The organism is Streptomyces sp. NPDC088733 (assembly GCF_044751185.1).
Lineage (GTDB): Bacteria > Actinomycetota > Actinomycetes > Streptomycetales > Streptomycetaceae > Actinacidiphila.
The window spans coordinates 38,387-48,534 of the sequence record NZ_JBIVLH010000010.1; the positions used below are offsets into that span (position 1 = coordinate 38,387).

General features: G+C 71.7%; 17 protein-coding genes. 2 read left to right on the forward strand and 15 right to left on the reverse strand.

What is annotated here, in order from left to right:
• Positions 1-30: 30 nt before the first annotated feature.
• From ACIP64_RS19630 to ACIP64_RS19685, 12 genes are all read right to left on the reverse strand, one after another.
• Positions 31-1,308 carry a PBSX family phage terminase large subunit gene (locus ACIP64_RS19630; protein WP_401588139.1) on the reverse strand — a complete coding sequence of 426 codons (1,278 nt, stop codon included), beginning with the start codon at positions 1,306-1,308 and terminating at the stop codon, positions 31-33.
• Entirely contained in the window at positions 1,298-1,855 is a 558-nt protein-coding gene (locus ACIP64_RS19635) for a helix-turn-helix domain-containing protein (RefSeq protein ID WP_401588141.1), read from the reverse strand. Before ACIP64_RS19635 ends, ACIP64_RS19630 begins: the two co-directional genes overlap by 11 nt.
• 150 nt (positions 1,856-2,005) lie before the next feature.
• On the reverse strand, positions 2,006-2,557 hold the full coding sequence (locus ACIP64_RS19640) for a hypothetical protein (protein ID WP_401588144.1): 552 nt from the start codon (positions 2,555-2,557) through the stop codon (positions 2,006-2,008).
• Between the two features lie 469 nt (positions 2,558-3,026).
• The gene (locus tag ACIP64_RS19645; protein WP_401588147.1) at positions 3,027-3,782 is read right to left on the reverse strand and encodes a hypothetical protein; all 756 of its coding nucleotides are present in this window, start codon (positions 3,780-3,782) and stop codon (positions 3,027-3,029) included.
• On the reverse strand, positions 3,779-4,387 hold the full coding sequence (locus ACIP64_RS19650) for a hypothetical protein (protein ID WP_401588149.1): 609 nt from the start codon (positions 4,385-4,387) through the stop codon (positions 3,779-3,781). The genes ACIP64_RS19645 and ACIP64_RS19650 overlap by 4 nt, the downstream gene beginning before the upstream one ends.
• On the reverse strand, positions 4,384-4,731 hold the full coding sequence (locus tag ACIP64_RS19655; RefSeq protein ID WP_401588152.1) for a hypothetical protein: 348 nt from the start codon (positions 4,729-4,731) through the stop codon (positions 4,384-4,386). Before ACIP64_RS19655 ends, ACIP64_RS19650 begins: the two co-directional genes overlap by 4 nt.
• Before the next feature lie 76 nt (positions 4,732-4,807).
• Entirely contained in the window at positions 4,808-4,981 is a 174-nt protein-coding gene (locus ACIP64_RS19660) for a hypothetical protein (RefSeq protein WP_401588154.1), read from the reverse strand.
• Positions 4,978-5,829 carry a protein transporter Sec31 gene (locus tag ACIP64_RS19665; protein ID WP_401588156.1) on the reverse strand — a complete coding sequence of 284 codons (852 nt, stop codon included), beginning with the start codon at positions 5,827-5,829 and terminating at the stop codon, positions 4,978-4,980. The genes ACIP64_RS19660 and ACIP64_RS19665 overlap by 4 nt, the downstream gene beginning before the upstream one ends.
• Positions 5,826-6,050 carry a hypothetical protein gene (locus ACIP64_RS19670; protein WP_401588159.1) on the reverse strand — a complete coding sequence of 75 codons (225 nt, stop codon included), beginning with the start codon at positions 6,048-6,050 and terminating at the stop codon, positions 5,826-5,828. The genes ACIP64_RS19665 and ACIP64_RS19670 overlap by 4 nt, the downstream gene beginning before the upstream one ends.
• 171 nt (positions 6,051-6,221) lie before the next feature.
• Positions 6,222-6,404 carry a hypothetical protein gene (locus tag ACIP64_RS19675; protein WP_401588162.1) on the reverse strand — a complete coding sequence of 61 codons (183 nt, stop codon included), beginning with the start codon at positions 6,402-6,404 and terminating at the stop codon, positions 6,222-6,224.
• A complete protein-coding gene (locus ACIP64_RS19680) occupies positions 6,404-6,610 on the reverse strand; it encodes a hypothetical protein (protein WP_401588164.1) in 207 nt (68 codons plus the stop codon). Before ACIP64_RS19680 ends, ACIP64_RS19675 begins: the two co-directional genes overlap by 1 nt.
• On the reverse strand, positions 6,607-6,858 hold the full coding sequence (locus ACIP64_RS19685) for a hypothetical protein (protein WP_401588166.1): 252 nt from the start codon (positions 6,856-6,858) through the stop codon (positions 6,607-6,609). Before ACIP64_RS19685 ends, ACIP64_RS19680 begins: the two co-directional genes overlap by 4 nt.
• A gap of 148 nt (positions 6,859-7,006) precedes the next feature.
• On the opposite strand from ACIP64_RS19685, the gene ACIP64_RS19690 reads away from it, so the two are divergent.
• Together ACIP64_RS19690 and ACIP64_RS19695 are read left to right on the forward strand one after the other, a co-directional pair.
• Positions 7,007-7,288 (forward strand): hypothetical protein, encoded by a 282-nt coding sequence (locus tag ACIP64_RS19690; protein ID WP_401588169.1) that lies wholly within the window; start codon positions 7,007-7,009, stop codon positions 7,286-7,288.
• A complete protein-coding gene (locus tag ACIP64_RS19695; protein WP_401588172.1) occupies positions 7,281-7,649 on the forward strand; it encodes a DUF6221 family protein in 369 nt (122 codons plus the stop codon). Before ACIP64_RS19690 ends, ACIP64_RS19695 begins: the two co-directional genes overlap by 8 nt.
• Positions 7,650-7,769: 120 nt before the next feature.
• Here the strand turns inward: ACIP64_RS19695 and ACIP64_RS19700 are convergent, their stop codons facing one another.
• From ACIP64_RS19700 to ACIP64_RS19710, 3 genes are all read right to left on the reverse strand, one after another.
• Positions 7,770-7,961, reverse strand: coding sequence for a hypothetical protein (locus tag ACIP64_RS19700; RefSeq protein ID WP_401588175.1), 192 nt, complete (start codon positions 7,959-7,961; stop codon positions 7,770-7,772).
• A gap of 2 nt (positions 7,962-7,963) precedes the next feature.
• On the reverse strand, positions 7,964-8,767 hold the full coding sequence (locus tag ACIP64_RS19705) for a hypothetical protein (protein ID WP_401588177.1): 804 nt from the start codon (positions 8,765-8,767) through the stop codon (positions 7,964-7,966).
• 537 nt (positions 8,768-9,304) lie between these two features.
• Complete coding sequence (locus ACIP64_RS19710; protein WP_401588180.1) at positions 9,305-10,087, reverse strand: hypothetical protein; 783 nt, start codon at positions 10,085-10,087, stop codon at positions 9,305-9,307.
• Between the last annotated feature and the right edge of the window lie 61 nt (positions 10,088-10,148).

Sequence of the window (10,148 nt, forward strand, 5' to 3'; positions counted from 1 at the left end):
GGAAGCCCGGGATCGGGCCGAGTCGAACCGTCACGCCGCCTCCTTCAGGTCGGTGCGGATCAGGCCGCGCCACTCGTAGGCGCTGGAGTGCAGGGCGTACCTGAGGGCGTCCACGCTGTGGTCGTCGATCTTCAAGGGCTTGTCGTCGCCCTTCGCGGCCGCGGTCTCGTCCCACGCATACGCGGGCAGCTCGCCGATCAGGCCCGCGCACGAGCGGTGCACGGACAGCAGGCCGGAGCCCAGCGCCACCGACACGGACCGGATCCCGTCGAGCACCGAGTTGTCTGCCTTCGCCACGCCCGGGACGCCGTCCGACCACAGCTGCGTCATGAAGCTCGCGGCCGAGGGGTCGACGAAAATCCACTGCGGGTCGGCGCCCGTGCCGGCCGAGTGCCGGACGCCGGCGAGCCAGTCCTGCAGTGCCCGGCTGTATTGGGCGTCGGTCATCTGCCGGTGCGCGGTGCGGGAGTCGTGCCGGTACTCGGAGGCGACGTACAGGCGGTTGTCGACGCCGTGGCCGATGAGCAGTGCGCTCAGCGGGTTGACGGTGCCGTAGTCGAGGCCGACGCAGGTCCAGCGCTGCATCGCGGGGAGGATGTCGACGACGTGGCGTTCGTCGTCCCACATGTCGTAGACGACGCCTTCGGCCAGGCACCATTCGCCGAGGATGAAGCGGCGGTACCACAGGCCGGTGTACTGGGCCTTGAGGCGCTTGACGACGCCCGGGTCCATGGACGGGTTGTCGTCGAGGGTGAAGTGCCAGGACGTCAGGCCGACCTCGTCGGCGCGGGCCATGAAGTCCTTGCGGAGCCAGTGGAAAGGTCCGTCCGGGTTGGTTGTGGCCAGCAGGCGGGACTTGTTGCCGACGCGGAGACGCGACAGCAGCATCATCCAAAAGCTCTGCGGGACGAGGGTGGCCTCATCGACGTAGGCGAGGGCGATCGTGGCGCCTCGGATGCGGCCCTCGCTGCGGCTATCGGATGCGCCGACCAGGTGGACTGTGCGGCCGAGGATGATCGCGGTGGTCGATCCGGTGGTGTGGTGGACGTGCCGGGCGAGCGGCCCGAACAGGCTGACCGACTGCAACGGGTCGATGATGTTGCGTTCGATCGTTTGCAGCGTGCGGCCGATGACCACGATGAGGCCCTGGTCGGGTGCTGCGACGAGCGCGATCAGGAACGCGATCAGGCTCGCGATCGTCTTGCCGCTGGACACGGCCCCGGACCACAGTGCGATCGGGGCGTCTTCGGCCTCGACGATGCTCGTGATCTGCTTCGGGGACAGCGGCATGGCGAGGTCACGGAGCATCACCCGCCCCCTCGTCTGCGGCGACCGGATTGTCGTGCTGCTCGCGGGCGATGGCCTTCAGGCCGGACATGATCTCGCCGACCAGGGAGCGCGCGGCGTCGGTGCCGTCATCGTTGCCTGCCGGGAGGAGGCGCAGGGAGCGGTCGATGGCCATGCCGGCTGCGGCGACGAGGTTCTTCTTGGCGTCGGCCGGCGGCTGAGCGACGTGCTCCTCGGTGTACGTGTTGTCCTTGCCGCCGATGTTGAAGACGACGGTGGGCTGCCAGAGCTGTTCGGTGAGGCGCAGCGCGTCGTCGGTGAGGGCTTCGGCGAGGATGGTGCGCTTCTCGGCGAGGTCGGCCATGCGGGCCTTCGTTGCGGCCTCGGTGGCGGCGCGGTCGAAGGTGAGGCCCATGTCGTGGGCGACGACGGTGATGGTGCGGCCGGAGCGGCCGAGTTGGCGGGCGATCTCGTTGCGGCCGAGTCCTGCCGCGTGGAGTGCGCGGATCTGGTCGCGTTCTTCTTCGGGGAGTGGGTCGACGGAGTGGCCGTAGGGCGGGCGCGCCATGGTCACCTCCGGGGTACGCGAAAGCCCCGGCGGCGGTATGCGCGACCGGGGCTTTCGGTGATCGTGTGAGTCCGGGCACGCCGGACGTGAGGCCCATGATCGGGCATCATCGCGGGTTTTGCAACTAGGTGCAGTGAACCCGGGCCGCGCCTACTTCACGTCGCCGCCGAAGACGGTGGTCTCCGACTCGAACGAAGGGGCGACCTCGATCTGCACGTACTTCTCGGCCTTGGGGAGCGAGCAGCCGGTGAGGATGCTGGCGGAGCGGCCGGGGCGGAGGTGGACGTTGGGCGGGCCGTTGAGGCCGTGGTCCGAGTCGAAGATGGCCTCTCCGCCGGTGAGGTCGTGGCCGTAGGCGCAGGTGATGTTGAGGAGGTTCAGGTCGAGGGGTTCGCGGCTGCCGTTGGTGACCTTCACGGTGAACCGCAGGTACGGCGTGCTGCCGGGGGATGCGTACTCCGAGGACGTGGCCCGCTGGAACCCGACAAGTTGGACGGCGACCTTGTTCTCGTAGGTCGAGGTCTGGGTCAGGCCGAGCGTCTTGTCGTTCCCGCTGTTGCCGGAGCCGCCGGGGTCGGAGGCCGCGGTGACGGAGTCGTCGGCGGCCGGCTTGTCGTTGGTGATGCCGTTCGTGGTGCAGGCCGTGAGGGCTGCGAAGGCGGCTGCTGCGGCGAGTGCGGTGGTGATGGTGCGGGTGCGCATGGGCTTGTCCCCCGGTGTGGTGATGCGTGTGGGTGCGCCCAGGGTGGCGGGGCGTGTGGGGGCTTGTGGGCGTTGTGACGGTTCTGTGACGTAGCGGGTGGAAAGGGCGAGGCCCCTTCCGTTTCGCGGTCGGAAGGGGCCTCGCTGTGTCTCCGGGGGCCTCTTGCCCCGCTGCGGCGTTGCTCCCGGCGGGCGCGGCGTGTGTGCGGGAGGGTCCAGTTGCCTGGTCCCGGCCTTGTCCCGGCAGACGTTCGGTGGGGCGGCGGCCGTCACCGCCAGGTGTCCCGGGAGGTTCCCGAGGATCGTTGCCGCCCGGCACCAGTGTGGCACGACGAAGCCCCGCCGCAGGGGGGGTTCGGCGGGGCTCCGGTTCGAGTGTTGCACGGTCGCTACTGGTGTGGGCAGCCTTCCACCCACCAGCCGCACTTGCCGCAGTACGTCGGGGCGAACCGCGCGAGAAGGCGACGGATCATGCCGCACCCCTCTCGCCGACCGGCTGACGGCGGTCCGCAGGCGGCTTGATGACCAGCCCAGCCCCTCCCCCGACCTCCTCGATGACCGGGGTAGCGGTAGCGGTAGCGGCCCTGACCTGCTGCTCTACCTCCTCGCCGACCTCCTCGGTAGCGGGGGAGGGGAGCGGCGGCAGGTCCGCCCGGTGCACCCCCACAGCGACGCCGACGCCCCGCACCTTCACCGAGTGCCGCACGGGCACGCCCGCGTCGGCCAGCAGCTGGCGCACGTCGGCCTGGCTCCAGGTGCGGTGCGGGAGTTCGGCGGCGAGGCGTTCGCGGACCGCGGACAGGTGCACGCCGGGCCGGTTGTCGAGCAGCTGGCGGACGAGGTCGACGGCGACGTCCGGGTCGGGGTCTTCGTCGGCCTGGGCGGTCGTCGGCTTCGGCTTGCCGCCCGCGCGGTACGCGGCGACCAGCCACACCCCGCACGCCCACCACGGCGCGCCCGGGATCGCCCGCCAGACGCCAGCCACCAGGTGCAGCGGGCCCGGGGCGACGCGGAGCAGCACCCGGCCGCCGACGTAGAGCAAGCCCCAGCGCAGGCAGGTGTCAACGATGCCGCTCCCCTGCCCCAGCCAGCGCGACACCCCGGCCGCGCGGTCCCGGCCGGCCTTGGCGCCGAGGCGGATGATCCGCCCAGCCAGGACCGCGGATCCGTCGCCGATCCGGCCCGCGGCGGCGCGGAGCCACTCCGCTGTGGTCGGCGCGCTCATACGGCCCAGCTCCCGTTCGTGATCGAGCCGATGAGCTGGGCGCCGAGGTCGTTGGCGGTGGGGACGACCATCTGGCCGAGGAACGCGAACAGGCCGGAGCTGATGCCGAGGAGGGTGCCGCACCACACCCCGCTGCCGAACTTGCCCTTCAGGGCCTTGGCGAGGCGCTTCCACGCGACGATCACGAGCAGCATCGCGACGACGACGATGAGCGCGCCGTTGCCGTCGAGGCCGGGCGCGGATCCGTTGGCGACGGTTGCGGTGTTGTGGCCGGTCGCGGCGCGGGTGACGCCGTCGCCGATACCGTTGCCGATGCCGCGGAGCAGGCCGGCGAGCTTGCCGAGGAGCCCGGCGGGGCAGGCGACCATGAGCGTGCCGAACGCCAGGCCGGAGGCGAACGGCAGCAGGGCCTTCGGGTTCCGGGCGCCTCCCCCGCCGGCCGCGGGCGGGCCGCCCTTGCCCTTGCCGCCCGGTGCTGCGCCGCCTCCTCCCCCGGTGCGCCACCACAGCCACAGTTCGCGCGAGAGCAGGAAGACGCCGATGGCGAGGCCGCCGCCGGTGATGGCGGTGGTGCCCTGGAGCAGGGCGGCGGACGTGGTGATCATGCGGCAACTCCGGTGATCAGGTAGACGGTGGCGGCGACGACGGGCAGCGCCAGGACGAGGCCGAGCAGCGCGGCGAACAGGGCGACGCGGGCGAGCCAGCGGCGCACCGTGAAGGCGCGGTAGACGTGGACCATCCCGGCCCCGCAGGCGGCAAGCGCGATGGCGGTGAACCAGGCGCCGGCCGCGTGGCCCTGCTCCTGGCCGTGGCGGAGGGCCTGGCCCCACCACTCCCCCGGGGCGAGGGCAGCGGCGAGGGCGGTGCCGTTGTAGACGGGGCGGAGCGGGGTCCACCACGATCCGGATGCGGGCTCCGGGTCCGGATCCGGGGGGAACGTGGCGTACACGGGCTCCGGTTCGGGCGGAGTGAGCGGCACAGGTGGCGCGGGCGGGGGCGGGGCGGGGAGGCGCCACCAGTCGACGTCAGGCACCGAGCCCCCAGCCCACGAGGCGGACCACGCACAGGACGTAGGCCACGCCGATCAGCCCGAGGCCGAACCCGGCCAGCCCGGACGCTGCCCGGCCGAGGGGACGGCTGTTGAGGGCTGCCACGACGAACGCGATGACGCCGGTGAAGAACAGGCCGAGCGCGGTCATCCGCTCCTCCTCAGGCCGCGGAGGTAGCGGTCGACGGTCTCCTGCTTCGCGTTGGCGTTGGCGACCTTGTGGACGTAGCGGAGGACGGCGTCCGGCTCCTGGATTCCGCAGTCCAGGGCGGTCCGGACGGCGTCCCGCACGGTCATGGGGCCGTTAGCAATCGGCACGACGTCGGCGTCCGGATCTCCGGACTCGCGCGGATCCACGTCCGGATTCCGGTCCGGATCCGCAGCGCCAAGGGCGGCGGCCTCGGCGTCGACGGCGCCCTGCGCCCGTTGCAGCTCCCGGCGGATCGGCACCATCGCCAGCTGCCCGCCGACCCGTGCGCGCTGGATGTCCACCCACTGCTGGGTCCGCCCGTCCAGCGGCTTGGCGTGGCGGCTGAGGACGACGGTCCACAGGCCCTTGACGATCCCGGACACGGCGGCGCCGATGACGCCGATCGCGGCCTGCCCGGCGAGCCAGCCGTGCGTGCCGACCGCGACCATGGCAACGACGAGGGCGAGGTGCCCGGCGATGCGCGGGCGGCGGGCGCCGGCGGGGTCGTAGCGGGCGAGCCACTCGACGGCCATGCACACGATCCACGCGAGGTCGAACGCGACGGCCGCGGCATACGCGGCGGGGGTGACGGTGACGCGGGCGAGGAGGTCGCCGATGCTGGCGGTGGACCAGACGACGGCCACGCCCAGGAGCAGCGCGGCGATCGCGGTGACCGCGGCGAGGATGATGCGGTCCCAGTCCCGGGGCGGGACGGGGGCGTCGGTCCAGTACGCCTCGCGGACGAGTTCCTCTTGGCCGTCGACGGTGTGGGGGACGAGGCGTTCGCGGCGGACGCGGCGGGTCTTCACCGGGGGTCTCCGTTCTTGCGGGTGAGGTGGCGCCAGATGACGAGCGCGGCGACGGCGAGCCCGAGGCCCCAGAGCTGGCGGCTGATCCGACCGGCCGCGAGGTACACGCCGATGCCGACGAGGAGCGCCAGCTCGGGTGCGTAGAGCAGCACCAGGAGGCCCGCGGTGACGGCGGCGAGCGCGCTGGCGGCGAGGAGGATCAGGGCGGTGCGGACGGGCATCGGGGGCTCCGGTCAGTGGGTGGCGTTCCAGGCGATGGCGAAGATCCCGGACGCGATGCTGGCGGCGATGGCGAGGGCGTAGACGAAGCGCTCCATGGCGGGTCCTTTCGGGGGCATAAGGCCGGGCCCGCGGCGTGGGGATTTTGACCGCGGGCCCGGCTGTCGGTGGGGTTATCGGAGGCGGTCGAACTCGCTGTCCACCCAGGCCTGGCCCTTGCGGGCGGCCTTGGTGGCGCCTCCGTTGCGGTGGCCGTGGCGGCGTTCGCGGGCGGCCTTCGCGGAGGCGGACTCGCCCCCGAGCTGCTTCGCCAGGTCGCGGTCGTTGCCGCCGCGCAGCCAGCCGAGGAACGCCATCAGTCGTCCTCCGCCTCGTAGTCGTCGTCGATCTCGTCGTCGCGGAAGCGGACGGTGTCGTAGTCGAGGGACTGCCACGGCTCGGGGTCTCCGGGGCGCCGGGCGTCCCAGACGGTCTCTTGGCCGCTGACGGTCATGTGGATCTGTGCCTGGCGCTGGATGCCGTTCTCGTCCCAGGTGTGGGCGTACGGGTAGCGGCCGCTCACAGGTCGGCCTGCATGCGTCGGGTCGCGGCGTGGAGCGCCTCGTGGGCGGCGATGCCCTGCTCGATCCACTGGATCTTCGCGACGGGGTGCTGCGCCTGGGCGTAGTCCTCGGCGGCGAGGGCGAGCAGTCGGCGGGCCTCGGGCGTGGGCTCGGGGCGGGGCTCCGGCTCGGCCGGCGGAATGTCGGGCACGGCGGGGGGCCATGTCGCGGTACTGGGCTGGCTGGTGGTGCGGTCGGTACCCTTCACGTGGATCTCCGTGGGTCTTTGCAGGGCTTCGGAGGTCTGGCCCTCGTCCCGTTTGCTGCCAGGCGCCGGGACGAGGGCCGTCTTGTTGCCAGCTTCAAAGTACAGACCTTGTTGCCACGTGGCAACAGGGTCAGACAGGATGGTGCCCATGGCCGAGGCCGAAGGAGGGCCGGACATGGTGTCGTTCCGTGAACTTGCGCGGAGACTGGTCGCTGAGGGGATCGTCGAGAGGATCACGCATCAGCGACTGTCGAAGATCGCCCAGGCGGACCCGGACTTTCCGCCGATCTCGAAGGTGGGCAGCTCGAATGCGGTCGACTACCGGCTGGCGGCGCCGTACTTCCGGAATCGGGTGACGCGGCCTGGGTGGCGGACGGACCTGAAGGGCAGGCCTCCGGCGGAGGGTGAGGAGCAGCAGGCCGATGGATGATCTGGTGGGGTTCCTGCGGGCCCGGCTCGACGAGGACGCAGCCGTGGCGCATGCGGCTGCTGACGGGCCGTGGACGCCGTGGCGCAGCACGCTGCACGGGCTCGGGGATCTGCTGCACCCGGTCTCGACAGCTGGGCAGAAGCCTGGAGCGCGGGCAGGAATCGCCACCTCATCGTGGCTGGATGCCGAGCACATTGCCCGCTGGGATCCGGCGCGGGTGCTCGCCGAGGTCGACTCGAAGCGACGCGCGTTTGAGCTGCTGCACGACGAGGGTGGCGACCTGATGTTCGCCGACGTCTTCAAGCTGATGGCCCTGCCGTACGCCGACCACCCCGACTACGAGGACGGCTGGCGGCCGTAGCCCGCGCACACGGCGAAGGGCCCGCCCTGGGCTTCGGGGCGGGCCCTTCTTCCTGTCCTGCATCGCATCCGGCGAGGTGCACTCGGAGCCTGCCTGGGGCTCGCGCACGCCGGACAGTGCTCAGCGTCGCATGCGGTGCGTCAAGATCGCGACTTCGGCAGTCTCGAACGCCCTCGCCAGCTCGGCAAGCGCGGCCGCCCGCTGGTCGGGGAGCAGCGTCTTGATGTCGTTCGCGTGCTGCTCGATGGCGCCGACGAGCGCGGCGTAGGCCTTCTCGCGGCCGGTGGCGTCGCGGTCTTCGGTGTTCGTCATGGTCACTTCTCCTTGGTGAGGTCGGCCACGAGGGCCGAGGTGATGTGGGTGCCGGGCGGCACGTTCGCGTCGGCGATCGCGGCGGCCTGCTCGGCGGTGATGCGCCGTCGGGCGGTGGTGATGACGGGGTGCTCGGCCCAGTCGTCGATGTCCTCGGCCCAGTCGTCGCGCGCCGGCTGCGGGCGGGTGGCGAGGGCGCGTGCGGTGGCCAAGAGTTCCGTCCACCACGCGTCGAAGCTGTCGTGGCCCTGGTGTTCGACGCCTTCGTGCGCGGGGAGGCCGAGCGCGGTGTGCAGCTCCAGCGCGAGGCGGGCGGGCTGATCGTCCGGGGTGATCTCCAGCGCTTTGCCGAGGAAGTCCAGCAGGTAGTCCGGCGTCGGGGCGTGGCCGCTGTTCTTGGCGCGGGTGAAGACGATGCGCATGGCGCCGATCACTGCCTCGGCCTTCTCGGCGCGTTCGCGTTGGCAGCGCACCCGGCGTTCGGTGTCCTGCCGGTACCACTCCGATCGGCGGAGCTGCCGCGCCAGGTCGATGCTCTCCCCGCTGCCGGTAGGCGTCTCGCTGGGCAGCGGTGGCAGCGGTCGGAAGCCGAGGCGCGGTTCGGGTCCGCCACCGAGCCAGTCGACGGTCACACCGAACGCGGTCGCGATCACCGCGAGGTCGGTCGAGGTGGGGCGCTGCGCCCCGTCGATAATCGCTTTGAAGCGGTGCGGGTCCATGTCGACGGCGGCGAGCCGCTCGCCTGAGTCGTCGGTGTTGGCCCAGGCCTGGCGGATGCGGGGCAGGTAACGGGACTGTTCGGTCATCGCTGATCCCTTGCTGTCAGCCGGGAGACCCCGGCTCTGTTGATGGTCTTCGGGTCGTCTCGCAACTTGCGACGCATGTTGTGGACGGCAGCCAGCGATCGACCGATCTGGAGAGCGACTTCTCTGGCCGATAGGTCGGGGCGGCTGGCCAATTCCAATTCCGGCCCCGTCCAGTGCGCGTAGTGCCGCGTAGCGCGTTCCAGGGTCTTGGACTGCAGTTGGCGTTGGGCCTGTGCCGCCCGCTCAGGGTTCCGCTTTCCGTATCGCGCAACAGCAGGTCGGATCAAGTCCAAGTGCTGGGCAGTACACACTTCACAGCGACACCCCCAGTTCGAGTAGGCCGCCGCACCGTGCTTGAAAGTGGCGGTGGATAGCCTCGACCGCCTTTCCTTTCGGCCTTTTCGGGCGCGTTCTGTCGCTGCGGCGCGGCATTGGTCGCAACGGCACCCGCGGTTATACGAAGAAGCCTTCCCGTGGGTGAGTTTGTCGAGCTTCGGATCGACGGTGGGCTGTTCGGTCATGGTCTTCTCCTTCGGTTCAGGCAGCTGTCTCGGTCTCGGCGGTCCACGTCCGCCCGCAGCCCACGCACGACACGGCAGGCGGCGCCCCATCTCCCCCGTGCAGCAGCAAGCTCTGACGGCAGTGAGGGCACGGCTCCGGCAACGGCACCGCGTCCCGCACCAGGTCCAGGGCCCGCGTCACCTGCTCCGCGACCTGGCGCGCCACGCCCGCGATCTCGTCCCGCTGGCGGCCCGACAATGGCACGAACGGGCCCGGCTCCCCGTTGAGGCGCCGGATCAGCCAGTTCGCGGCCTCCTTCGCGGTCCGTGCCGTCGGCGGCCCGCCCAGCCGCTCCCGGTACGGCCGGGTCGCGGCCTCGTTGGCGCCGCGGGCGAGCACGGGCCACGTCCAGCGGCGGGGGTCCTCGGCGTCGGCTGCGGCGAGTTGGTCGCGGGCGGCGATCTCGGCGGGGGTCCAGCCGGCGCCGCGCGGGGCCGGTCGCATGGGCGGGCGCTGCACTTCGGCGGCGGTGACGTCGGCGCAGTAGACGAGGGCCTGTTGGACGTCGCGCATGGTGTCGAGGACGGTGAGGCGGATCGGGGCCGGGGACTCGCCGAGGGCGTCGGGGGTGCTGTCGGCGCGCTCGTCCATGCGGCGCTGGGCCCGCTCGTCGCGTTCGGCCGTGGTAAGGGTGGCGAGGTGGTCGCGGAGGCGTGCGGAGGGGGGCCAGGTGGTGCCGTGGTGGGTGGTGAGCATGTCGTGGAGGTCGCCCCAGTGGGCCGTGACGAGGGTGAGGTTGTCGATGGGGGTGCGGGTCATCGCTGCTCCTGTGGTACATGGGGCGGTACAATGATCGGCACCGAGGGGCGCGCCGGTCCGG